The organism is Pseudomonas sp. B12(2026), assembly GCF_057767015.1.
Genome location: NZ_CM173430.1, coordinates 2,097,188 through 2,120,156 on the forward strand (window position 1 = coordinate 2,097,188; position 22,969 = coordinate 2,120,156).

Here is a 22,969-nt window from a genome sequence, read left to right on the forward strand (position 1 = left end):
TCCTCCATGAGGCCGACTTCAGCGAGGGCCAGGAGCCGTTATCGGCTCCTGGCTACCACGGTATGGGCGAGAACGGGTTGATTACCGGGGCGCCACGACGCCAACCCCCAGCCCGGCGCCCAGGCCGCCGAGCGTGCTGCCGACCGTGCCCAGCAGGCCGCTCTGGGTCGTGGTGCCGCTGGTGCTGCCGACGCCGGCGCCCACGGCAACCCCCGTGCTGTCGCTGGTGCTGGCGGAGCTGACCCCGGCGCCTGCTACCAGGCCGCCGCTGCCGGTCACGCCGCTGAGCGTGCTGGTGACACCCGTGAGCAGGCCGCCCGTGCTGCCGCCTGTCGTGCCGCCCAAGGTGCCGGTGACGGTTCCCAGCGTATCGGTGATGCCGCCGACCGAGGTGCCGGTGCCCGTGGTGCTGCCCAGCGAACCGGTGACGGTGCCCACCGTGCTGGTGACGCCGCCGAGCAGCCCGCCGACCGGATTGCTGCTGCCCGTGGTGCTGCCGCTGACCAGTCCGCCGGCATCGGTGACGACCTGCCCGGTATTGCTGACGACACCGCCGACCGGGGCCAGCGCCGGGCTCTGGCTGCTCAGTTGATCGCCGGTCTGGGTCACGGCGGTGCCGATGCTGGTCAGCAGGTTGTTCACCGGCGCCGACAGGCCGGTGCTGGTGGCGACGGTCCTGGTGGTGTTCTCCACCGTGCCCGCCAGGCTCGTGGTGGTGCCGCTGAGCTGGGTGGTCAACTGGCTCAGCGGGCCGGTGGTGACCGCGCCGGTGAGGGAGTCGCCGAGCATGGTGATCTGGCCGCCGACCCCGTCCACCACGTCGCCCACCTGATTGGTGACGCCGTTGAGCGGGGTGCTGGCCAGCAGCGGAGCGTCGCCGACGGCGGTTACGGTGCCGCCGAGGCTGCTGACCGCCTCGCCGGTGTGGCTGACCAGGTTGGTCGGGCCGGCCAGGGTGGTGCCGATGGCGTTGGGGTTGTTGGCCAGGTTGCCCAGGCCGTCGGTGATGCCGTCGCCGACGTGGTCCACGCCCGCGGCAACCTGCTGGATGACGCCGCCGGTGCCGTCGGTCACGCCGCTGCCGAGCAGCGGGACGTCGACGTTCTGCACCACGCCGCCCACGGTCCCCAGGGTGCCGCCAACGCTGGACACCACCTCGCCGGTGTCGCTGAGGATATTGCTGGTGGTGAGGTTGGGCGTGGTGGAGCCGCCGCTGGTACTGCCGTCGCCACCGCCTGTGCCGTCGCCGGTGCCGCCCGTGCCGCCGCTACCGCCGCTGCCGCCGCCCGTACCGCCTGTCCCTCCGCTGCCGCCGCCAGTGCCGCCCGTGCCACCGTCTCCGACACCCGTGCCGGTGCCGCCGCTGCCCCCGCTACCGCCGTCTCCGCTGCCGGTCCCGCCGCCGCTGCCGCCCGAGCCACCGTCGCCGGAGCCGGAGTCGGCGCTGCTGTCCTGGCCGCTGTCGCTGGCGGAACGATGATGACTGCTGCCGCCGTTACTGCTGCATCCCTGCAGCGACAGGGCAACGACCAGAAGGGAAAGTGCGAAGACGCGAATCGGGCCTGACATGCGAGTTCCTCCTTGAGGGACTGGATCCAGCGCGGCTCGAACGGCATGTCCGGCGAGTCACTGCGCTGCGCTCGATGTCAGTTGTAGGGATTTGCTTCCGAACGCGAAATCGGAACTTGTATATAGTCGTTTTGTTGCTCGTAAGACGATGATTCATAAGATAAAACTTTGTAATTAACCGCGCTTTCCGGGCGCTTTTTAATACCTTGGATATAGCGCTTTTCGCCCGGGCCCGGGCCCGGGCCTGGATTTCAGCGTTCGCTCATTTTCCGCTGAAGCGGCCCTCGCGTTTCTCTTGCATGGCCCTGAGACCCTCCCGGGCGTCCTCGCTGGACAGCAGCTCGCTGGCCATGGCCGGTAGCGCGCGCGCGGCGGCCAGCTCGCCCTCGTCCCGGCACTGGCGGGCCGACGCCAGGGTGGCGCGAATGCCCAGCGGCGCCTGGGCGGCGACCCGATGCGCCATCCACAGGGCGCGGGGCAGCAGTTCCTCGGGGGCGGTGACTTCCTGCACCAGTCCCAGGCGGCAGGCCTCGTGGGCATCGAACTGGTCGCCGGTGAGCAGCCAGCGCATCGCATTGCCCCAGCCGGCGACCTGATGCAGGCGCAACGTCGCGCCGGCGAACGGGAAGATGCCGCGCTGCACCTCCATCTGGGCGAAGCGGGCGTTGCTGGCGCAGAGGTTGATGTCCGCCGCCAGCATCAGCTCGATGCCGAGGGTGAAGCAGTAGCCCTGGGCGGCGACCATCAGCGGCTTGGTCAGGCGCGGTCCGCCGAAGGTGCCCCAGGGGTCCACGGCGCCGCCGGGCAACTGCCAGCCCGCGCGGAAGGTGTCGGCGACATTGCCCAGGTCGAGCCCGGCGGTGAAGTGCTCGCCGTGGGCGAACACCAGGGCGCAGCGCAACTGCTCGTCACGCTCGTAGTCGCCCAGGGCGAGCACCAGTTGATTGAGCATGTCGAGGTCGAAGGCATTGCGCTTTTCGACCCGGTTGAGGCCGATCAGCAGGACGTGGTCCTGGCGTTCACGGGTGATGCGGGGGGCGCTGCTGGGCTTCATCGACGGCATCCGGCTGGGAGGGGCCTGCTCGGTATAGCCGGCCTTGCCGGGCAAGTCTAGGTGCGACCGTTCGCCGGGCCTTGTCCGAAAAGACGCACATGAAGCGCTATTTTCCGGTATGATGCGCGCCGGCCAAGCCAAGGCCCCGTTTTGGACCTGCATTTTTCGGAGCTTTCGCGCTCTGTCCTGTGCGTCCGCTGTGCGGACTTCCTTGACGTATTCTTCCAATCTTCATTTCGCAAATCCCCGCTTCCAGCTGCCTGGGTGACTTCATTGTCGTACAGGGCATGCGCAGCTCGGCTATTGGGTCTTTGCGGATGTACCTAGAGGCAAAACCCATGACCCAGGAAACCGCCGGCTTCGCCGCGCTCGGTATTCACCCCAGTATTCTCGCGGCCATCGCCGCCGTCGGTTATGAAGAGCCGTCGCCGATCCAGGCCCAGTCGATCCCAGTGATCCTCGAAGGCCACGACATGATCGGCCAGGCCCAGACCGGCACCGGCAAGACCGCCGCCTTCGCGCTGCCGCTGCTGTCGAAGATCGAGCCGAACCGCCGCGTACCGCAGGTGCTGGTGCTGGTCCCGACCCGCGAACTGGCCCTGCAGGTGGCGACCGCCTGCGAAACCTACTCCAAGCAGATGCCCGGCGTCGGTGTCGTCGCCGTCTACGGTGGCGCGCCCATGGGCCCGCAGCTCAAGGCCCTGCGCCAGGGCGCCCAGGTCCTGGTGGCCACTCCGGGCCGCCTGTGCGACCACCTGCGCCGCGACGAGAACCTGCTGTCCACCGTCCAGCACCTGGTCCTCGACGAGGCGGACGAGATGCTCAAGCTCGGCTTCATGGACGACCTCGAAGTGATCTTCGAGGCCCTTCCGGAAACCCGCCAGACCGTGCTGTTCTCTGCGACCCTGCCGGCCTCGATCCGCAGCATCGCCGAACGCCACCTGAAAGAGCCCAAGCACGTCCGCATCGCCGCCAAGACCCAGACCGTCGCGCGCATCGAGCAGGTGCACCTGATGGTCCACGCCGACCAGAAGCCGGCGTCGATCCTGCGCCTGCTGGAAGTCGAGCAGTTCGACGCGCTGATCGGCTTCGTCCGCACCAAGCAGGCCACCCTGGACATCGCCGAGCTGCTCGAGCGCCAGGGCTACCGCGCCGCCGCGCTGAACGGCGACATGCCGCAGGCCCAGCGCGAGCGCGTGATCGAGTCGCTGAAGGACGGTTCGCTGGACATCGTCATCGCCACCGACGTCGCCGCCCGCGGCCTGGACGTGGCGCGCATCACCCACGTGCTGAACGTGGACATGCCGTATGACCCGGAATCCTACGTGCACCGCATCGGCCGTACCGGCCGCGCCGGCCGCGAAGGCCGCGCGCTGCTGCTGGTGACCCCGCGCGAGCGCCGCATGCTGCAGGTGATCGAGCGCGTGACCGGGCAGAAGGTCGGCGAAGTCCGCCTGCCGGACGCCGACACCGTGCTGGAAGCGCGCCTGTCGCGCCTGGCCACCGGCCTGCAGCCGCTGCTGGGCAACGCCGTCGCCAACCGCGGCGCCGTGCGTGACGAGCTGTGCCGCCGCCTGGGCACCGACATGGACACCCTGGCCGCCGTGCTGCTGGCCAAGCTGACCGAAGGCAAGGCGCTGGACCTGGAATCGGTGCGCCGTGAACAGCCGCTGACCCCGGCCGCCCCGCGTGAGCGCAGCGACCGTTACGAGCGTGGCGAGCGCAGCGACCGTGGTGAGCGTGGCGAGCGTCCGGACCGCGGCGAGCGCCGCCCGATGGCGCCGCCGTCGGAAGGCAAGTCCCGCTGCCGCACCGCCCTGGGCGCCCGTGATGGCGTGCAGGCGAAGAACCTGCTGGGCGCCATCCTCAACGAGGGCGGCCTGTCCCGCGAGGCCATCGGCCGCATCCAGATCCGCGAGACCTTCAGCCTGATCGAGCTGCCGGACGAGAACCTCGACCGCCTGCTGACCAAGCTCAAGGACACCCGCGTCGCCGGCAAGGCCCTGCGCCTGCGCCGCTACCGCGAAGACTGATCCCCAGTCGTCCGCGCATGAAAAAGCCCCGCCTAGGCGGGGCTTTTTCGTTTCCGGGTTTGGCTGGGACTTACCCTGCACTGTGGATTGGCGCGCTTTTGTAGGAGCGGACCTTGTCCGTGAATCCTGGCGCAACGCCGGACCATCGCGGACAAGGTCCGCTCCTGCGAGAGCTGCGAATTTCAGTCCGTAGGATGGGTGGAGCTTGCGATACCCATCAGCGTGTTCGGGGTGGTCATCGATGGGTATCGCTTCGCTCCACGCCATCCTACGGGGCGATCCGGGGCCGCCCTCAACCGAAGCGGTAGATATCCATCCCCAGCGCGCCGAGGGTGAAGCCGGCGTGCTCCACGGTCATGGGCGCGCCGCCGGCGCCGCGGGCGAAGTACAGCGGCAGCAGGTGTTCCTCGCTGGGGTGGTTGCGCACCGCCCAGGGGGCCTGCCGGCGGTAGTCGAACAGGGCTGCGTCGTCGTTGGCCGCCAGGTGCTCGGCCATCCAGTCGCGGAAGGCCCTGGCCCAGGGCTCGATGACGTCGGGCCCGGCGTGCCAGTCCAGCTCGCCCAGGTTGTGGGTGATGCTGCCCGAACCGATCAGCAGCACGCCTTCGTCGCGCAGCGCGCGCAGGGCCTTGCCGATGCGGTCCTGCATGGGCGCGCCGAGGCGGCTGGGCAGCGACAGCTGCACCACCGGAATGTCCGCCTGCGGGTACATCAGGCTGAGCGGCACCCAGGCGCCGTGGTCCAGCGGGCGCTCGGCGTCCAGGGTGGCGGACAGGCCGTCCTGCTCCAGCAGCTCGGCGACCCGCGCCGCCAGTTCCGGTGAGCCGGGGGCCGGGTACTGCACGGCATAGAGCTCCGGCGGGAAGCCGTAGAAGTCGTGCCAGGTCGCCGGGAGGGCGGTGGCGCTGACGTGCAGGTCGGTGGATTCCCAGTGGGCGGAAACCACCAGGATCGCCTTCGGCTTCGGCAGCTCGCGGGCCAGGCGCTGGAGCGGCGCGGCGCTGGCGCCGGGGTCCAGCGCCAGCATGGGGGAGCCGTGGGAGATGAACAGGGTAGGGAGCATGGAGAACCTCGTTGGGGATGTCTTATGTTCAGCCCTGGATTGATCGGCGACCAGTATAGGTTTTCGACGATATCCATCGAGCCCGGCGATATCCCTGGCAAGACGGCTGGCGCATGCCGGGCGGATTGCCGATCATGTGGGGCAACGCCTCCGCAATCGGGACTTCCCCATGCAACACGACTTCTGGCAGGCGCGCTGGGCGCGCAATGAAATCGGCTTCCATCAGAACGCGGTGAACCCCGGGCTCGCGCGCCACTGGCCGGCGCTGCAATTGCCCGAGGGCGCGCAGGTGCTGGTGCCGCTGTGCGGCAAGAGCCTGGACATGCTCTGGCTGGCGCAGCAGGGCTTCCGCGTGCTCGGCGTGGAGCTGGCGGAGCGCGCGGTGCACGACTTCTTCGCCGGGCTGGGCGTCGAGCCCCGGGTCAGCGAGGACGGTCCGCTGCGGCGCTATCGCCACGAGCGGCTGGAGATTCTCCAAGGGGATTTCTTCGACACCACGGCCGCACACCTGGGCGGATGCTCGGCGCTGTACGACCGCGCCGCGCTGATCGCCCTGCCGCCGGACATGCGCGCGGACTACGTGGCGCACCTGCAACGCCACCTGCCGCCGCAGGTACGCGCGCTGCTGGTGACGCTGGAGTATCCGCAGGCGGAAATGGACGGCCCGCCGTTCGCCGTCCTCGCCGAGGAAGTGCGCCGGCATTTCGCCGCCGGCTGGCAACTGGAGGAGCGGGAGCGCCTCGATGTGCTGGCGGAGAATCCCAGGTTCCGCGATCGTGGCGTCAGCCGGCTGGACGAGGTGGTGTTCGACCTGCGGCGCGGTTGACGCGCAGGCATGAAAAAGGGCGACCCGAGGGTCGCCCTTTTCGTTGCAGCCGGTGCCTCAGCGCGCGGCGCGCAGGGCTTCGATGCGGTCTTCCAGCGGCGGGTGGGTCATGAACAGGCCGGCGAGGCCGTGCTTGAGGGTGCCGCTGATGCCGAAGGCCTGCAGCGAGTCGGGCATCTGCACCGGCACGCCCTGTTCGGCGCGCAGGCGTTGCAGGGCGGCGATCATCGCGCCGCTGCCGGCCAGGTGGGCGCCGGCGGCGTCCGCGCGGTATTCGCGTTTGCGCGAGAACCACATGACGATGATGCTGGCGAGGATGCCCAGGACCAGTTCGGCGAAGATGGTCGCGACGAAGTAGCCGATGCCCGGGCCGTCCTCGTTCTTCAGGATGGCCTTGTCGACGAAGTTGCCGAAGATGCGCGCGAAGAACATCACGAAGGTGTTCACCACGCCCTGGATCAGCGCCAGGGTGACCATGTCGCCGTTGGCCACGTGGCCGATCTCGTGGGCCAGCACGGCTTTCACTTCTTCAGGGGAGAAGCGCTCCAGCAGGCCCTGGCTGACCGCGACCAGTGCGTCGTTGCGGTTCCAGCCGGTGGCGAAGGCGTTGGCTTCGTAGGCGGGGAAGATGCCCACTTCCGGCATCTTGATGCCGGCCTCGCGGGACAGTTCTTCCACGGTCTGCAGCAGCCACTGTTCGTGGCGGGTGCGCGGCTGGCTGATGATCTCGGTGCCGGTGCTCATCTTCGCCATCCACTTGGAGATGAACAGCGAGATCAGCGAGCCGGCGAAGCCGAAGACCGCACAGAAAATCAGAAGGCTACCGTAATTCTGGCCGGTGAAACGGTCCACCCCGAGCAGTTTCAGGGTGATGCTGGCGATCACCAGAACTGCCAGGTTGGTGGCCAGGAACAACAGGATGCGCATCATGGCGTAAAGCTTCTCCTCGCGGCTGGATTGGGGGAAAACCGCCTGGGAACGCGGCCTTCCGGATCGCCGGGCACCGCAGGGCCCGGGATCGCTGGATAGTATGCGGGGTATATACGTTTGGCCCCCAGGCGATTCAACTCGGGGACTATTTCAAACTGTGTCGCATGCCCGTATCACGGGCGCCCGAGGTCGCTCTCGAAGAGTAGACGCGTCAGCCGGGCGATGCGTTCCCCGTGGCGGCTGGCCAGCGCCTCGCGCAACTGGTTGGCGAGGGTGGCCTGGTCGCGCCGCACGCTGGGTGGCAGGTCGTCGTCGGGGCGCACGGCGTGCGGGAGGATGCGGGTCAGGCGCATGAAGGCCTTTTCGCTGAGCACCGCCTGGTCCAGCGCTTCGTAGCGGATCGTCGTCTCGAAGCGCAGGTAGCCTTCGTCGGCCAGCCACAGCAGCGCGCCCAGGCAGCTCTGGTGGCGCGGGCTGGGCAGGCCGAACTCGTCGGGCTCTTCCCGGCCGATCAGGTCCTCGACGTAGAGGGCGATCTTGCGCGGGAAGGCCTGGTAGAGCGTCAGCAGGCCGGCTGCGCTGTCCTTGTAGAAGTCGTCGATCTGCAGGTCCATTTATGCGCTGGGATTCACTGGCGATGATTTATTGGCGATAGCTTTTCAGGAAGTTGCCGATGCGGCCGATGGCCTGTTCCAGGTCATCGACACGGGGCAGGGTAACCACCCGGAAGTGATCCGGCCAGGGCCAGTTGAAGGCGGTGCCTTGAACGATGAGCAACTTCTCGGAAAGCAGCAGGTCGAGGACGAATTTCTCGTCGTTGTGGATCGGGCAGACCTTCGGATCGATGCGCGGGAAGGCGTAGAGCGCGCCCATCGGCTTGACGCAGCTGACCCCGGGGATGTCGTTGAGCAGTTCCCAGGCGCGGTTGCGCTGCTCCAGCAGGCGCCCGCCGGGCAGCACCAGGTCGTTGATGCTCTGGTAGCCGCCCAGCGCGGTCTGGATCGCGTGCTGGCTCGGCACGTTGGCGCACAGGCGCATGTTGGCCAGGATGTCCAGGCCCTCGATGTAGCTCTGCGCCTTGTGCTTGGGACCGGAAATGGCGATCCAGCCGGAGCGGAAGCCGGCCACCCGGTAGGACTTGGACAGGCCGTTGAAGGTCAGGCAGAGCACGTCCGGCGCGAGCGACGCGGTGGAGATGTGCTGGGCCTCGTCGTAGAGGATCTTGTCGTAGATCTCGTCGGAGAAGATCACCAGGTTGTGCTGGCGCGCCAGCTCGACGATGTCCAGCAGCACCTCGCGGGAGTACACCGCGCCGGTGGGGTTGTTCGGGTTGATCAGCACCAGGGCCTTGGTGTTGCTGGTGATCTTCGCCTTCATGTCGGCGATGTCGGGGAACCAGCCGGCCTGCTCGTCGCACAGGTAGTGCACCGGCTTGCCGCCGGCCAGGGACACCGAGGCGGTCCACAGCGGGTAGTCGGGCGCCGGGATCAGCACCTCGTCACCGTTGTTGAGCAGCGCCTGCAGGGCCATCACGATCAGCTCGGAGACGCCGTTGCCCAGGTAGATGTCCTCGATGCCGACGCCTTCCACCTGCTTCTGCTGGTAATACTGCATCACCGCCTTGCGCGCGCTGAACAGGCCCTTGGAGTCGCTGTAGCCCTGGGCGGTGGGCAGGTTGCGGATGACGTCCTGGAGGATTTCGTCCGGCGCCTCGAAACCGAACGGCGCCGGGTTGCCGATGTTCAGCTTGAGGATGCGGTGGCCTTCCTCTTCCAGGCGCTTGGCGTGCTTGAGCACGGGCCCGCGGATGTCGTAGCAGACGTTGGCGAGCTTGTTCGATTTGGTGACCTGCATGATCTGGGATTCCGAAGTAGTCCGCGGCCGGCGGCTTGGCAGGCTGTAACGCGGGTGACAGACTGGCGTCAAATGAACGGTTCGGAAGTGCTTTTCCCTGGTATCGACCCTGAAAATCGATAGGAAAACAGTGGATTTCTCGAAAAAGTAGAGTTTTTAAGGCTTTTCTATCGCGAGAATGTCGCTGTGCGGCAGATTCTGAACCTGACGTTAACCACGCGCATCATACGTGCGGCCCGATTCGCGGAAAAGAGAGGGATCGGGCATTTTTCCATTTATGGAGGCAGATCGATGGAAAAGCTGGACAAGCCCCTGGACTCCTGGCGTGACGAACTCACCGACGAGCAGTTCCACATCTGCCGTCTGGGCGGCACCGAGCGCGCCTTCACCGGCGAATACCACGACACCAAGACCCCCGGCATCTACCACTGCGTGTGCTGCGGCACCGCGCTGTTCGACTCGGACGCCAAGTACGACTCGGGCAGCGGCTGGCCGAGCTACTTCCAGCCGGTGGACGGCGAGGTCGTCCGCGAGCTGGAGGACTTCAGCCACGGCATGCACCGTATCGAGGTGCGCTGCGGCAAGTGCGATGCGCACCTGGGCCATGTCTTCCCCGACGGCCCGCGGCCGACCGGGCTGCGCTACTGCATCAACTCGGCGTCGCTGAAGCTGGTGCCGAAAGCGTGACACCAAGGCCCGCCACCCGGCGGGCCTTTTTCTTGCGGCTCTTCGTAGGAGCGAGCTTGCTCGCGAACCAACCTCCGCTGCGGGGCTTGTTCGCGAGCAAGCTCGCTCCTACAGGGCTATGTCGCTGGTTGTGATATCGGGATATTCGTCGGGTAATTCGCGATCAATTCAATTGTGTGCAATTTAATTGATCGCTATCCTCAAGTTTCCCACTTTCCGCCGGAGCCATTCACCATGAGCGACGCACTGCTGAACATTCCCGTGACCACCATCAAGGGCGAACAGAAGACCCTCGCCGATTTCGGCGGCAAGGCGCTGCTGGTGGTGAATACCGCCAGCCAGTGCGGCTTCACCCCGCAGTACAAGGGGCTGGAGGCACTGTGGCGGCAGTACAAGGACAAGGGCCTGGTGGTGCTCGGCTTCCCCTGCAACCAGTTCGGCAAGCAGGAGCCGGGTAATGAAGGGCAGATCTCGCAGTTCTGCGAGCTGAACTTCGGCGTCAGCTTCCCGCTGTTCAAGAAGATCGACGTCAACGGCGCCGACGCCCACCCGCTCTACGTGCAGCTGAAGCAGCGCGCGCCGGGCCTGCTGGGCAGCCAGGGCATCAAGTGGAACTTCACCAAGTTCCTGATCGGCCAGGACGGCAAGGTGGTCAAGCGCTTCGCCCCGACCACCAAGCCGGAGCAGCTTTGCGCCGAGATCGAAGCGCTGCTGTGATGAAGGATTCGGCAGTCCTGCAGCCAGAGCTGTTGCTCGACAACCAGTTGTGCTTCCGCCTGTATGCGGCGTCCCGCGCGGTGATCCGCGGCTACCGGCCGATGCTCGACGCCCTCGGCCTGACCTATCCGCAGTACCTGGCCATGCTGGTGCTCTGGGAGTGGCAGGCCGAGCCGCCGGAGCAGCCCTCGGTGAAGGCGCTGGGCGAGCGGCTGATGCTCGACTCCGGCACCCTGACGCCGCTGCTCAAGCGCCTGGAGCAGCTCGGGCTGGTCGAGCGCCGGCGGGCGCGGCACGACGAGCGGGAAGTGCACCTCCGGCTGACCGGGGCGGGCATCGCGCTGCGCGACAGGGTGCTGCCGCTGCGCGAAGACCTGCTGTGCCGCAGCGGCCTGGACCTGAGTGCCGCCGCCGGCCTGCGCGAGCAGCTGGATTCGCTGCTGCTGCAATTGGGGCAGCTGGAAGGCTGAGCTCAGCCGCGCGGGCGGTGGTCCACCCAGCGCTCCAGGATCGCCGCCAGCTCGTCGCGGTGGAAGGGTTTGGCCAGGTAGTCGTCCATGCCGGCGGTGCGGCAGCGCTCGCGCTCGTCCGGCAGGGCGTTGGCGGTCAGGGCGATGACCGGCAGGCCCGGCCAGCGCCCGCTTTCGCGGATCGCCCGGGTGGCCTGGTAGCCGTCCATCACCGGCATGTTGCAGTCCATCAGCACCAGGTCGAAGGCGCCGTCGCCCAGCTGGTCCAGCGCTTCCTTGCCATCGGCGGCGACGGCCACGACGCAGCCGAGTTTCTGCAGCAGCCCCTTGGCCACCAGCTGGTTGACCGGGTTGTCCTCCACCAGCAGCACTCGTGCCGAGAACTGCTCCGCCTGCGCGGCCTCGGTGCTGGCCGAGGCCGGCAGCGGTTGATGCTCGAAGGCCTGCTTGAGCGCCTGGTAGAGCACCGCCCGCGACAGCGGTCGGGCCAGCTGGCGCAAGGGCGCCAGGCGCTGGGCCAGCGGCTGCTCGAGGAAGTTGCCGTAGGCGGTGACCAGCAGGACCGGCTTGGCCACGTGCTGGCGCAGGGTGATCAGGCAGTCCGGGCAGTCCGAGAGCAGCGCGTCCAGCTCCATGCCGGCCAGGCTCGCGTCGATGTCCAGGCGCCGGTACGCGACATTCCATTGCGGCAGCCATTGCTCCAGCAGCGCCGCCAGGCCGCTGCTGGCGGCGCACTGGACGATCAGCCGGCCGCCCAGGGGGCGCGGCGACGGGGCCGGCTCCAGCGCCGCGAGGGGCAGGGTGGCGATGAATTCGCTGCCCAGTCCGGGCTCGGACTTGACCACCAGCTCGCCCTTCATCGCCTCGCACAGCTTGCGCGTCAGCGCCAGGCCGAGGCCGGTGCCGCCGTACTGGCGGGCGATGCCGGCATCGGCCTGGGCGAAGGGCTGGAAGATTTTCTGCAGGGCCTCGGGGGCGATGCCGATCCCGGTGTCGCGCACGCTGATGCGCACGCCGCTGTCCTGCGGTTCGACGCGGATGTCGACGCGCCCCAGGCGGGTGAACTTCAAGGCATTGGAGAGCAGGTTGCTGACCACCTGGCGCACCCGCGTCGGGTCCCCGGAGAGCTGCGCCGGCAGGCGCGGGCTGATCAGGCAGGTGAGCTCCACGGACGGCCCGGCGTTCTGCGACAGCAGGCTGGCGGTGTCTTCCACCAGGGTGCCCAGGTCGAAGGAAATCTGCTCCAGCTCCAGCTGGCCGGCCTCGAACTTGGACAGGTCGAGCACGTCGTTGAGCAGCTCCAGCAGCACCTTGCCGGAGTCGTGGGCGATGGACAGCTGCTGGCGCTGCTCGTTGGTCAGCGGACCGTCCAGGGCCAGGCCGAGCATGCCCAGCAGGCCGTTGAGCGGGGTGCGGATCTCGTGGCTCATGTTGGCCAGGAAGCTGCCGCGCGCTTGGGCCATGGCCAGGGCGGTCTGCCGCGCCTGCTCCAGCTCCTGGTTGGACAGGGTGAGGCGCGCGTTGGCCGCCTTCAGCTCGGCGGTGCGCGCCGCGACGATGCTTTCCAGCTCCTCCAGGTACTGGGTCAGCCGGTCCTCGGCCTCGCGGCGCTGCTCCATTTCCACCGAGATGCGATTGAGCTGGCGGTTGGTGACCTCCACCAGCACGCCGATCTCGTCGTGCTCGTGGCCGCGCGGGCAGGGCAGGCGCAGGCGCGAGGGCGAGCGCGGGTCGTGGCGGCTGAGGGCGTCGATCAGGCTCACCAGCGGCTTGGTCAGCAGCGTGAAGAACAGCACCAGCAGGATCAGCGACAGCAGCAGGCTGCGGATGAAGCCGGCAATGAACGTCATGCCGGCGCGCCGCAGGAAGTCGTTGCCGAACACGAAGGTGTCGATCTCCAGGCGCAGCACGCCGAGGGACTCGCTCGGCGCGTGGTCGACGAACAGCGGCTCCTCGTAATTGCGCTGCTCGCCGAAGAGGAAGTCGCTCAGGCGCCGCAGCCGGCTTTCCGCGGGCGGCCGGCTGGCGCTGGCCAGGGGCACGCCGGCGTTGTCGATGATCTCGGCGCGGATCACCGCCGGCGAGCGCAGCAGGCCGACCACCAGTTCCTGGGCCAGTTCGGCGTCGATGTTGTAGGCGATGCGCGCGGCGGGGTTGTGGCTGACGTCCAGCAGGGCGCGAACTTCGCGGTTGATGGAGGCGTCCTGGCTGGCATAATCGACGGCTACCTGGATGAGGCTCAGCAGCGTCCCCAGCAGGAACGCCACCAGCACGGTCAGGCTGGCCTGCTTGAACGAGAGGCGATGTGTGAGCGCAATATCCATGGAGTGCGGAGCATCGCCTCGCGAAAGCTTTTCTGCGGCGTAGCATAGCCCATCGGAACCGTCTGTCGGCATAGCCTGTAGCCGAACGTCCAATGATTCGTGGAGACCAGCGTGGATTCCCGTCTGAACGATTTTCTCGCGCGCGCCGAGTCGCTGCTGGCGCGCCTGGAGCCTCTGCTGCCGGCCTTGCGCGCGCCGGTCGACTGGCAGCGCAGCCTGGCCGCGCGCTGGCACCGCGATGGGCGCAGCGGCTACCTGCAGGCGCTGGAGGTCAGCCTCGAACTGCGCCTGGACGACCTGCTGGGCGTCGACACCCAGCGTGACCAGCTGGCGCGCAACACCCGCCAGTTCGTTGCCGGCAAGCCGGCCAACCACGCCCTGCTGTGGGGCGCGCGCGGCACCGGCAAATCCTCGCTGGTGCGCGCGCTGCTGGCCGAGCTGGCCGGCGAGGGGCTGCGCCTGATCGAGATCGAACGCGATCACCTGGCCGACCTGCCGCGCGTGGTCGAACAGTTGCACGGCCTGCCGCAGCGTTTCGTGCTGTTCTGCGACGACCTCTCGTTCGACGCCGGCGAGGGCGACTACCGGGTGCTCAAGAGCGTGCTCGACGGCTCGCTGGAGCAGGCGCCGGACAACGTGCTGCTCTACGCCACCTCGAATCGCCGCCACCTGGTCTCGGAGAAGCAGAGCGACAACGAGAACTGGAAGATGGTCGACGGCGAACTGCATCCCAACGAAGCGGTGGAGGACAAGATCGCCCTGTCCGACCGCTTCGGCCTGTGGCTGTCCTTCTATCCCTTCACCCAGGAGCACTTCCTCGGCGTGGTGCGCCACTGGGTCGAAGTGCTCGCGCAGAAGTCCGGGCTCGCCGCCTGGACCTGGGACGAGGCGCTGGAGAAGGAAGCCATCCGCTGGGCACTCGGACGCGGCAATCGCAATGGCCGCTGTGCCTACCAATTCGCCCGCTACTGGGTGGGCCGTCAGTTACTGGAAGGAGATACCCCATGATCGATCTGCAACAGGCCGGTGCCGGCCTGGACGGCTACGCGCTGATGGCCGCGCAGGCGGAGTCGCTGTTCGCCGACGAGCGCGACTTCATCGCCAACGCCGCACAGTTCTCGGCGTTCCTGTTCAACGAACTGCCGGACCTGAACTGGGCCGGCTTCTACCTCAATCGCAACGAGGAACTGGTGCTCGGCCCGTTCCAGGGCAAGGTCGCCTGCGTGCGCATTCCGTTCAGCAAGGGCGTGTGCGGCGCGGCGGCGCGCACCCGCGAGACCCAGCGGGTCGAGGACGTGCATGCCTTCCCCGGCCATATCGCCTGCGACAGCGCCTCCAGCAGCGAGCTGGTGGTGCCACTGGTGAAGGACGGCCGCCTGATCGGCGTGCTGGACCTGGACAGCCCCAGCGTCGGCCGCTTCGGCGAAGTCGACCAGGCGGGCATCGAGCGTCTGGCGGCGATCTTCCTGCGCCTGACCGACTGCTGATCCGCTGCCCATGAAAAAGCCCCGCAATGGCGGGGCTTTTTCATGGTTCTTCGTGGGGGGCGAGCTGCCTGCAAACAGCCCTGCGCAGGCGTCTCGTCTCTTCGTAGGAGCGGACCTTGTCCGCGAAAGATTTGCGCGGGGCTCATCGCGGACAAGGTCCGCTCCTACGAGAGCCCTTCTTCAGCTTTCATGGCGGGCCGATCAGCGCTTGGCGAGGATCTTGGCGATGATCTGCTGTTCGCCCTCGAGGATGGCGGCCAGGGTGGAGCGGCTGGTGATGCGCCCGAAGTGCGCCGCCAGCGCCGGCCAGCGCTGCGCGTCCAGTTCCTCGCCGCCGTGGCGCATGTTCACCAGCTGGCTGGCAATGGCGATGTCGGCGAGGCTGAAGCGGTTGTCGACTAAATACGGATTCGCCCCCAGGCATTTCTCCAGGTAGTCGAAATGCTCCGGCAGCTTCTCCTGCAGGGCGCCCTTGACCGCGACCTCGTCGCAGACCTTGCCCATCAGCGGTTTGAGCAGGCGGTTGCGGAACACGGTGAAGGTGGCGAGCGGCGCGACCTCGTAGTCGGCGTATTTCTCCAGCCAGCGTATACGCGCCTTCGCCTGCGCGGTCTCGCCGCACAGCGGGGCGTGCTGCGGGTCGCGTTCTTCCAGGTACTGGCAGATGACGCTGGAGTCGGCGAGGGTGAAGTCGCCATCGCGGATCGCCGGCACGCGGCGCAGCGGGTTGAGCTCGCGGTACCAGTCGGGCTGGTTGAACGGATTGACGTTCTCCAGCTGGTAGTCCAGACCCTTCTCGGCACAGAACAGGCGGACCTTGCGGACGAAGGGGGAAAGCGGGGCGCCGAAGACTACGAGGCTCATGGAAGGCTCCTGGGGCGTAGGTGGCCGGATATGCAGGTTCGACGCGTCAGTCGTCGTAAAGGTTCTTCTTCTTCCACAGATCGTCGTCGTCGAGGGCCTTGAGGCCGTCGTTCAACGGGCTGTGCTCGTCGCTGGCGGGCTGGACGTTTTCCAGCACCATCGCGTTGGCGCGCGCCAGCTGATTCTCCATCTGCTGCAACTGCGCCTGGTAGCGGCCGGGGTCCTGCTGCTTCTGCAGGTACTGCACGCCGCGCTCGAAAGCCAGCCGCGCCTGGCCCGGCTGCCCCTGTTGCAGGGCCTGCTGGCCGATGTTGCCGAAGAACTCTATATGCAGGAGGGCGAGCAGGTGGCGGATTTCCTTCACCCATTGCTGGGCTTCGTTGCGTGGCAGCAGGCCCTCCTGCAGGCAGCGGGTGAGCTGGGCGTGCAGGGCCTCGAAGAGGAAGCGGACGTCCTTGGCCTTGGCCTCGGTGAGGATGGCCTGCGGCGCATTGCGCACCGCAATGGACTCGCCCTGGGCGACGAGCGGGCGCAGTTCGGCGATGCGTTCCTTTATCTGGGCATTCTGCTTGTCGATGGCCAGCAGGCGTTCGCCGAGGTTCAATTCGAAACGGCTGAGCAGCAGCTTCAGCGCCGGGGACATGAACTGGCCGGGCATGGACTCGGAAATCTCCGAGCAGCGCCGGTAGCGGTCGAGCAGATCGGCTTTCTGCCGGGCCTGTTCCAGCTTGCGGTTCTCGACCAGATGGTTGATGTAGCCGATGGCAACCAGCAGGGCGATGCCGACGAGGACCAGGACGGTAATGACGAGTGGGGACACCTGGAAAGCTCCCGAAGGGTTTTTCGCGAGTGTAATGTCTTAGTGCTACCGCTGATAGCAGCTGCTCGATTTTTACCCAGAAGTCTTTGATTTAAAAAAATTTTCTTCTGAGGGTTGACGACCCTCCAAAGGGTCCATAGAATGCGCGCCACTTCGACGCGAAACGCTGAAACAGCAAAGCGGCGAAGTCGGAAAGATGTTGAAGTTCCGGGCCGCGTCCCCTTCGTCTAGTGGCCTAGGACACCGCCCTTTCACGGCGGTAACAGGGGTTCGAGTCCCCTAGGGGACGCCATTGCGGGAATAGCTCAGTTGGTAGAGCACGACCTTGCCAAGGTCGGGGTCGCGAGTTCGAGTCTCGTTTCCCGCTCCAAATTCTCGGTTATCGCCAGGCGGCGGTAAACGAAAGATGAAATGGCGTTACCCTTTGGCGAAAGCTGAAGGTTGCAAAAAGTTGATGCGGGAATAGCTCAGTTGGTAGAGCACGACCTTGCCAAGGTCGGGGTCGCGAGTTCGAGTCTCGTTTCCCGCTCCAAATGCTCTTGCCAGAGATGGCAAGATTCAGAAGGGCCCCAGAGATGGGGCCCTTTTCGTTTTTCGCCTAGAAAATATTCACGCTTTACTGGGCTTATTCACGTGTTTGAAATGTGAATACGTTCCGGCCACCCCTCCGTTCACGCCGTTTCTTGTGAAGGCCTATCCCTAAACTATTGATAAACAAGGGATAGTCCTGGTCCTGCCTGGGTGTGAGTTACGCAAGCAGGATTATGTTTCGAGAACCGACACTGATTCCTGTGCCGGGGATACGTCTGAGCAATGAAGTGAAATCTCAATACGGGGGAAGGCGGGTGTTGAGCGGCTCGGGCACCCGCACAGTGTGCCGCGTATTACAACGCAAGGAATTTCCGAAGCCGCTGAATACCCTCCTGCAGCCGCTCTGGCGAGGTGGCGTGGCACCAACGCAGCCAGCTCGACGCTTCTGGACCAAACGCGATGCCGGGCGCCAGGCCAAGTCCGACCTGGTTTACCAACTGGTGAGCCAGGACCTTCGAGTCCTCGAATCCGACGATCCGGAAGAACACATACATGGCGCCGCCCGCATCAGGCACTTCGATCTCGGGCATGGTCTGAAGCGCATCCACGAGTATCCGACGTGTTTGAGCCAGGCGCATACGCAGCGCGGCAACCTCCGTTTCCCCCTGCAGCAGTGCTGTACACCCCGCCTGCTGGACGGCGTCGAATACGCAGGAGTTGTTGTACTCGATTAGTTTGGCCAGATCGCCAATGAGCTCTGGAGGCGCTACCAGCCAACCAACGCGCCAACCCGTCATCGTCCATGCCTTAGAGAAGCTGTTCACCGAAATGATGCGATCCCCGGGTAGGTAGTGGCGTAGAAAGGACGGCGCCGATGGAATGCCCGGGTCGTAGACCAGGCGCTCGTAGACGTCGTCGCAGACGATCCAGATACCGTGCTTGCGACAGTGCGCAAGAATCGGGGCGATCGACTCTTCGTCGATGGTCCATCCCGTTGGGTTGTTCGGCGAATTCAGGAGCAGTACCCGCGTATCCGGGGTCAGCGCGTGCAGTAGCCTCTCGACGTCCAGGCTCCAACGATTGCCTTTGGTCGACAGGGGAAAGCGTGAGACCTTTGCACCCACTATTGCCGGAATCTCGGTCAGATTGGGCCAGAGCGGGGTGATGGCGACGACACGGTCACCTGGCTCGAGCAGCAACTGGACGGCCAGCATGATGGCTGACACACCGGAGCCGCAGATAGCCAGCCGTTCCATACCGATTTCCACACCATGGAGGTGGCTCAGGTACTCGGACAGTGCGCTCCGTAGATAGGGGCGGCCGAGATTTTCCGCGTATCGAGTCTCACCCCGGTCGAGCGAGTCTTTGGCGGCCTGGCGGATGAACGCTGCAGTCGGCTGGTCGGACTCACCAAACCAGAATGGCAGAACGTCGTTGCGCCCCATGGCTCCATTGGCGACTTCGCGAATAGGTGACGCCTCCAGGGATTGAACCGTGGACCGGGCATGCAATCCAGGGTGGTCTGTCTGAAGACGCTGGGAATATGAGGTCATTGGTAACTCTCCTGCAGTTCAAGCCGACTGCGAGCGGTGCGCCTGCGTCGAGGTGCTGATGAAGGCCCGCGCTCGCTCGGAGGCAGGTCTTTCGAAAAAGGTGTCGGGCGGAGCTGTCTCGACAATGCGCCCCTGTTCCATGAACACGATCCGGTTGGCCACCTGCCGTGCGAACGACATTTCGTGGGTCACGATCAGCAGGGTGACGCCTGTCCTGGCGATGTCCTGGATCACGTCCAGCACCTCCTGAACCATTTCCGGGTCCAGGGCGGATGTGGGTTCATCGAACAGCAGGAGCTCGGGTTTCATGGCAAGTGCCCGGGCAATGGCGACGCGCTGTTGCTGCCCGCCCGACAACTGCCCGGGTCGCTTGTGCTGGTGTGCCTTCAACCCAACACGCTCAAGCAGTGCTTCGGCCCGTGCGTTGGCTTCACCCCAGGACAAGCCGCGCACACGTACAGGCGCCAGCGCCACGTTTTTCAGCGCACTCATGTGCGGAAAGAGATTGAACTGCTGGAACACCATGCCGACCTCGGCGCGCACCCGGGCGAGGTTGCGGTCGTTGCGCACTCTCACACCGTCGACATCGATTGAGCCGCCGTCGTACTCCTCCAGCAGGTTGATGCAGCGCACCAATGTGGATTTCCCGGATCCCGAAGGGCCGATCAGGGCGATGACCTCGCCCCGAGCGACGTCGAGGTTGATACCGTCGAGCGCCTGGAATTCGCCATAGTGCTTCTCCAGGTTCCTGATACAGATCAGCGGCGCATCAGGCTGCGGTTTGTATGGCATATCCACTATCGTGCTCCCTGTCTCTTCTGCCTGGCTTCGATGGCGCTGACTACCCGCACCAATGGCAACAGCAGCGCTAAGTAGAGGAGCGCGGCGCCGATCAGCGGAGAGGGGTTAGCGAAGTAGGCCTGGGCTTGCGTCGCCTGCTTCAACAGATCCGGCATGGCCACGACCGAGGCGAGCGCCGTATCCTTGATCAGGCTGATGGCGATCCCCGTGCCTGGTGGGATGGTGAAGCGGACGGCCTGTGGCAGGACGATGTCGACCATCATTCTCCACCACGAGAACCCCAGCGCCTTGGCTGCCTCGATTTGCCCGGCTGGAACTGCCTCGATGCCAGCGCGAAACGTCTCTGCGATATACGCCGAAGCCACCAGCGACAGAGCAGTGGTCGCCGCCCAGAACGGCGGCAGGCGAAGCCCCACGAACGGTAGCGCGTAGTAGACGATGACCAGCAGCACCAGTAATGGGATCGCTCGCAACAGGTCGATCAGGATGATCGCCAGATACTGGAGCGCCCGGATCGCGTAGAGCCGCACTATGACCAGAACCAGCCCCAGGGCGGTTGCCACAGCCAGGCTGGTGAAGCCCAGCAGAATGGTCAACTTGAAGCCGGTGAAGAGTGAGCTGATGGAATCAGCCAGTACCTCTGGATTGAAGAACGTTTCAACCAGACCCATGTACACCTCCTGTCCCTACGGCAGCATCGCATCCAGGGGTACAGCTCTGGGGGAGGTCACCCGCCGCCAGAGTGCCCTGGGCGTTCTTGTTATGGCTTCGGAATGGGTTCGGCTTTCACCGTGCTGGAGTCGGGACTTGGCTCTGTGCTGAACCATTTCTTGTAGATACCTGCCAGGGTGCCATCCGCTTTCATGCGTCCGAGTTCGCCGTCGACTTCGGCCAGGACCGTGCTGTTCTTGGGCATCATCAAGGCGTTCTTGTCGCTGGTGGAGACCTCGTGAATGATCGTGAACTGCGGCTTGTCCTTGATGTACCAGGCAGTGATCGGGCAGTCGTTGACGGTTGCACTCGTTCGCCCCGAGGCGAGATCCATCATCGGCTCGATATTGCCGTCGTAGCGACGGATTTCCTCGAAAGCGTTGTCCTTCAACGCCTTGCTGGCCCAGATTTCGCCGACGGTGCCGGTGATCACTCCGAGTTCGTGTCCTTTTAGCTGATCGATACGCTTGATATCGCCCGTGGCCATCACCGTAATGCACTGGTTCGAATCGATGAAGGGCTGGGTGAACGCCACACTCTCCAGGCGCTTGGAGGTGATAGTGATGCCGCCGATGGCAATATCCGCCCGGCCGGATTGCACGGCCGCAAACAGCATGTTGAACGGCATCGACGAATATTCGACGGACTTCTTCAGGCGCTCGGCCACGGTATTGACCACCTCGACTTCGAAACCGGTCAATGCCCCCTGTTTATCCTCGAATTCATAGGGTGGGTTGGCCTGGTTTACAGCCACTCGGATGTCCGCTGCAAAGCATGCAGCCGATACCAGAGTAAGGAATGCCGCAGCGGCCGACGTTCTCAAGATCACCTTCATATTGCTCCTCCTGAAACCGACTTTCTTATTGGTGAGGCCGAAATTAACAAGAAGTCTGTAGAGCGAGTTATCCCCTCTTGGGGGGATGGTGGGAGAGGGGAGCCGCGACCTACTTTGCATGAACTGCGGCAGCGCCTGACAGGCGCAATCCACGCAGTTCAATACGCATCGTGAGGAGGAGACACATGGATTTATCCGGGAAGCGGGCCCTGGTCACAGCAGCAGCTCAGGGTATCGGTCGAGCGAGCGCACTGGCATTTCAGCAGGCTGGTGCCGACGTCATCGCCGTCGATATCGACGTGGCCAAGCTATCCAGCCTGACGGGCATCAAGGCGGTGGAGTGCGACCTCACTTCCCTGCACGAGATCCAGCGCCTGGCTGCCGACGTAGGCCACGTCGATGTGCTGTTCAACTGCGCTGGCATAGTCCATAGCGGAACCGTGCTGGACTGCAGCGAGCAGGACTGGGAACTGGCATTCACGCTCAACGCCACGGCCATGTTCCGCATGTGCCAGGCATTTCTACCGTCAATGCTCGAAGCCGGCGCTGGGAACCTGATCAACATGTCCTCGGTTGCTTCCAGCATCAAGGGCGTCACCGGACGATTCGCCTACAGTGCCAGCAAGGCTGCAGTGATCGGCCTGACCCGCTCGATAGCTGCGGACTTCGTCAAGCGAGGCATCCGCTGCAACGCCATCTGCCCAGGAACAGTCGACTCGCCATCGCTTCGCGAGCGGATTCGCGTACAAGCGGAGAGGATGGGCAAGTCGGTCGATGAGGTCTATGGCGAGTTCGTCGGTCGACAGCCACTCGGTCGACTGGGCAGTGCCGAAGAAGTCGCGCAACTCGCGTTGTACCTGGCCAGCGATGCCAGTGCTTTCGTGACCGGTACCGTGCAGATCATCGATGGCGGTTGGAGCAACTGAACAATAAGGATTTCATGTCATGAAACTGGTTCGCTTTGGACAGAAAGGCGCTGAGAGGCCCGGCATCCTCGATTCCGAGGGAAGGCTGCGTGATCTATCTGCTGTTGTTGCAGACATAGCAGGGGAGACCCTGACACCCCATGGGCTCGCCCAGTTGCGCGGTCTTGACCCAACGTCCCTTCCTTTGGTTGCTGGCTCCCCGCGCATCGGCCCATGCGTGGGCTCGGTGGGGAAGTTCATCTGCATCGGCCTGAACTATGTCGACCACGCCAAGGAGACTGGCGCCGACATACCGAAGGAGCCCGTGATCTTCGGCAAATGGACCAGCGCCATCGTCGGCCCCAACGACGAAGTAGAGATCCCTCTGGGTTCGCAGAAGACCGACTGGGAGGTCGAGTTGGGCGTCGTGATCGGTAAGCCCGGGCGGTACATCAGCGAGGAGGCGGCACTTGAGCACGTAGCGGGTTACTGTGTCATCAACGATGTGTCCGAACGTGAGTTCCAGATCGAGCGCGGCGGCACCTGGGACAAGGGCAAGGGTTGCGATACCTTCGGCCCGCTAGGACCGTGGCTGGTCACCGCTGACGAAGTCGCTGATCCTCATGGGCTTGGAATGTGGTTGGAGGTTGACGGTAAGCGCTATCAGGAAGGCAACACGCGCACCATGATTTTCCGTGTGCCGCAGTTGGTCAGTTACGTCAGTCGCTTCATGAGTCTGCATCCTGGCGACGTGATCTCCACGGGCACACCGCCTGGCGTGGGAATGGGACAGAAACCGAACCCGGTGTACCTCAGGCCCGGCCAACGCATCCGTCTGGGAATCGATGGGCTTGGCGTGCAGGAGCAACGTACCGTTTCTGCGTGTGACGCCGGCGGCGATTGTTCGAACTAGGGATAGCCCCTCGGTTCGGATC

Annotated in this window: 22 protein-coding genes and 3 tRNA genes; 12 read left to right on the forward strand and 13 right to left on the reverse strand. The window is 65.2% G+C overall.

Annotated features, from left to right (window positions below):
- Positions 1 to 81 precede the first annotated feature (81 nt).
- Complete coding sequence (locus tag AC3B6A_RS09875; RefSeq protein WP_488402380.1) at positions 82 to 1,569, reverse strand: collagen-like triple helix repeat-containing protein; 1,488 nt, start codon at positions 1,567 to 1,569, stop codon at positions 82 to 84.
- A 262-nt stretch (positions 1,570 to 1,831) separates the two neighbouring features.
- The gene (locus AC3B6A_RS09880) at positions 1,832 to 2,623 is read right to left on the reverse strand and encodes a crotonase/enoyl-CoA hydratase family protein (protein ID WP_488402382.1); all 792 of its coding nucleotides are present in this window, start codon (positions 2,621 to 2,623) and stop codon (positions 1,832 to 1,834) included.
- Between the two features lie 338 nt (positions 2,624 to 2,961).
- Here AC3B6A_RS09880 and AC3B6A_RS09885 point away from each other — a divergent pair, with 338 nt between their 5' ends.
- A complete protein-coding gene (locus AC3B6A_RS09885) occupies positions 2,962 to 4,656 on the forward strand; it encodes a DEAD/DEAH box helicase (RefSeq protein ID WP_488402383.1) in 1,695 nt (564 codons plus the stop codon).
- A 292-nt stretch (positions 4,657 to 4,948) separates the two neighbouring features.
- On the opposite strand, the gene AC3B6A_RS09890 is transcribed toward AC3B6A_RS09885, so the two are convergent.
- Positions 4,949 to 5,719, reverse strand: a complete 771-nt coding sequence (locus AC3B6A_RS09890; RefSeq protein WP_488402385.1) for a DODA-type extradiol aromatic ring-opening family dioxygenase — start codon at positions 5,717 to 5,719, stop codon at positions 4,949 to 4,951.
- A 169-nt stretch (positions 5,720 to 5,888) separates the two neighbouring features.
- Between AC3B6A_RS09890 and AC3B6A_RS09895 the strand changes: the two genes are divergently transcribed.
- A complete protein-coding gene (locus AC3B6A_RS09895; protein ID WP_488402387.1) occupies positions 5,889 to 6,545 on the forward strand; it encodes a thiopurine S-methyltransferase in 657 nt (218 codons plus the stop codon).
- Between the two features lie 57 nt (positions 6,546 to 6,602).
- On the opposite strand, the gene htpX is transcribed toward AC3B6A_RS09895, so the two are convergent.
- The 3 genes from htpX to AC3B6A_RS09910 form a co-directional block, all read right to left on the reverse strand.
- Positions 6,603 to 7,475 (reverse strand): protease HtpX, encoded by an 873-nt coding sequence (htpX, locus tag AC3B6A_RS09900; protein WP_488402389.1) that lies wholly within the window; start codon positions 7,473 to 7,475, stop codon positions 6,603 to 6,605.
- Positions 7,476 to 7,648: 173 nt separating this feature from the next.
- Positions 7,649 to 8,089, reverse strand: a complete 441-nt coding sequence (locus AC3B6A_RS09905) for a hypothetical protein (RefSeq protein WP_488402391.1) — start codon at positions 8,087 to 8,089, stop codon at positions 7,649 to 7,651.
- 28 nt (positions 8,090 to 8,117) lie between these two features.
- A complete protein-coding gene (locus AC3B6A_RS09910) occupies positions 8,118 to 9,329 on the reverse strand; it encodes a pyridoxal phosphate-dependent aminotransferase (protein ID WP_488402393.1) in 1,212 nt (403 codons plus the stop codon).
- A gap of 291 nt (positions 9,330 to 9,620) precedes the next feature.
- Between AC3B6A_RS09910 and msrB the strand changes: the two genes are divergently transcribed.
- The 3 genes from msrB (at position 9,621) to AC3B6A_RS09925 (ending at position 11,203) form a co-directional block, all read left to right on the forward strand.
- A complete protein-coding gene (msrB, locus tag AC3B6A_RS09915) occupies positions 9,621 to 10,016 on the forward strand; it encodes a peptide-methionine (R)-S-oxide reductase MsrB (protein ID WP_488402394.1) in 396 nt (131 codons plus the stop codon).
- 234 nt (positions 10,017 to 10,250) lie between these two features.
- Positions 10,251 to 10,733: a glutathione peroxidase gene (locus tag AC3B6A_RS09920; RefSeq protein WP_488402396.1), complete on the forward strand. Its 483-nt coding sequence runs from the start codon at positions 10,251 to 10,253 to the stop codon at positions 10,731 to 10,733.
- On the forward strand, positions 10,733 to 11,203 hold the full coding sequence (locus tag AC3B6A_RS09925) for a MarR family winged helix-turn-helix transcriptional regulator (RefSeq protein ID WP_488402397.1): 471 nt from the start codon (positions 10,733 to 10,735) through the stop codon (positions 11,201 to 11,203). Before AC3B6A_RS09920 ends, AC3B6A_RS09925 begins: the two co-directional genes overlap by 1 nt.
- 2 nt (positions 11,204 to 11,205) lie before the next feature.
- Here the strand turns inward: AC3B6A_RS09925 and AC3B6A_RS09930 are convergent, their stop codons facing one another.
- Positions 11,206 to 13,527, reverse strand: a complete 2,322-nt coding sequence (locus AC3B6A_RS09930) for an ATP-binding protein (RefSeq protein WP_488402399.1) — start codon at positions 13,525 to 13,527, stop codon at positions 11,206 to 11,208.
- 111 nt (positions 13,528 to 13,638) lie between these two features.
- Between AC3B6A_RS09930 and AC3B6A_RS09935 the strand changes: the two genes are divergently transcribed.
- The gene (locus tag AC3B6A_RS09935; protein WP_488402401.1) at positions 13,639 to 14,535 is read left to right on the forward strand and encodes an ATP-binding protein; all 897 of its coding nucleotides are present in this window, start codon (positions 13,639 to 13,641) and stop codon (positions 14,533 to 14,535) included.
- On the forward strand, positions 14,532 to 15,014 hold the full coding sequence (msrC, locus tag AC3B6A_RS09940) for a free L-methionine (R)-S-oxide reductase MsrC (RefSeq protein ID WP_488402402.1): 483 nt from the start codon (positions 14,532 to 14,534) through the stop codon (positions 15,012 to 15,014). The genes AC3B6A_RS09935 and msrC overlap by 4 nt, the downstream gene beginning before the upstream one ends.
- A 201-nt stretch (positions 15,015 to 15,215) precedes the next feature.
- Here the strand turns inward: msrC and AC3B6A_RS09945 are convergent, their stop codons facing one another.
- Positions 15,216 to 15,878, reverse strand: coding sequence for a glutathione S-transferase family protein (locus AC3B6A_RS09945; protein ID WP_488402404.1), 663 nt, complete (start codon positions 15,876 to 15,878; stop codon positions 15,216 to 15,218).
- A 46-nt stretch (positions 15,879 to 15,924) separates the two neighbouring features.
- Positions 15,925 to 16,698, reverse strand: coding sequence for a hypothetical protein (locus AC3B6A_RS09950; RefSeq protein WP_488402406.1), 774 nt, complete (start codon positions 16,696 to 16,698; stop codon positions 15,925 to 15,927).
- 216 nt (positions 16,699 to 16,914) lie between these two features.
- Between AC3B6A_RS09950 and AC3B6A_RS09955 the strand changes: the two genes are divergently transcribed.
- The 3 genes from AC3B6A_RS09955 to AC3B6A_RS09965 all read left to right on the forward strand — a co-directional run bounded on the left by AC3B6A_RS09955 (position 16,915) and on the right by AC3B6A_RS09965 (position 17,230).
- Positions 16,915 to 16,990: transfer RNA gene (locus AC3B6A_RS09955), tRNA-Glu, on the forward strand.
- Between the two features lie 2 nt (positions 16,991 to 16,992).
- Positions 16,993 to 17,068, forward strand: a tRNA-Gly gene (locus AC3B6A_RS09960).
- A gap of 86 nt (positions 17,069 to 17,154) precedes the next feature.
- Positions 17,155 to 17,230 (forward strand) — tRNA-Gly (locus AC3B6A_RS09965).
- 352 nt (positions 17,231 to 17,582) lie between these two features.
- On the opposite strand, the gene AC3B6A_RS09970 is transcribed toward AC3B6A_RS09965, so the two are convergent.
- The 4 genes from AC3B6A_RS09970 to AC3B6A_RS09985 all read right to left on the reverse strand — a co-directional run bounded on the left by AC3B6A_RS09970 (position 17,583) and on the right by AC3B6A_RS09985 (position 21,129).
- On the reverse strand, positions 17,583 to 18,782 hold the full coding sequence (locus tag AC3B6A_RS09970; protein WP_488402408.1) for a pyridoxal phosphate-dependent aminotransferase: 1,200 nt from the start codon (positions 18,780 to 18,782) through the stop codon (positions 17,583 to 17,585).
- Positions 18,783 to 18,800: 18 nt separating this feature from the next.
- Positions 18,801 to 19,574: an amino acid ABC transporter ATP-binding protein gene (locus AC3B6A_RS09975; protein WP_488402410.1), complete on the reverse strand. Its 774-nt coding sequence runs from the start codon at positions 19,572 to 19,574 to the stop codon at positions 18,801 to 18,803.
- A 5-nt stretch (positions 19,575 to 19,579) separates the two neighbouring features.
- Positions 19,580 to 20,254, reverse strand: a complete 675-nt coding sequence (locus tag AC3B6A_RS09980) for an amino acid ABC transporter permease (RefSeq protein WP_488402412.1) — start codon at positions 20,252 to 20,254, stop codon at positions 19,580 to 19,582.
- A gap of 89 nt (positions 20,255 to 20,343) precedes the next feature.
- Positions 20,344 to 21,129, reverse strand: coding sequence for a substrate-binding periplasmic protein (locus tag AC3B6A_RS09985; RefSeq protein WP_488402414.1), 786 nt, complete (start codon positions 21,127 to 21,129; stop codon positions 20,344 to 20,346).
- A gap of 185 nt (positions 21,130 to 21,314) precedes the next feature.
- On the opposite strand from AC3B6A_RS09985, the gene AC3B6A_RS09990 reads away from it, so the two are divergent.
- On the forward strand, positions 21,315 to 22,055 hold the full coding sequence (locus tag AC3B6A_RS09990; RefSeq protein WP_488402416.1) for an SDR family oxidoreductase: 741 nt from the start codon (positions 21,315 to 21,317) through the stop codon (positions 22,053 to 22,055).
- Positions 22,056 to 22,074: 19 nt separating this feature from the next.
- On the forward strand, positions 22,075 to 22,947 hold the full coding sequence (locus AC3B6A_RS09995; RefSeq protein WP_488402418.1) for a fumarylacetoacetate hydrolase family protein: 873 nt from the start codon (positions 22,075 to 22,077) through the stop codon (positions 22,945 to 22,947).
- Positions 22,948 to 22,969: the final 22 nt, after the last annotated feature.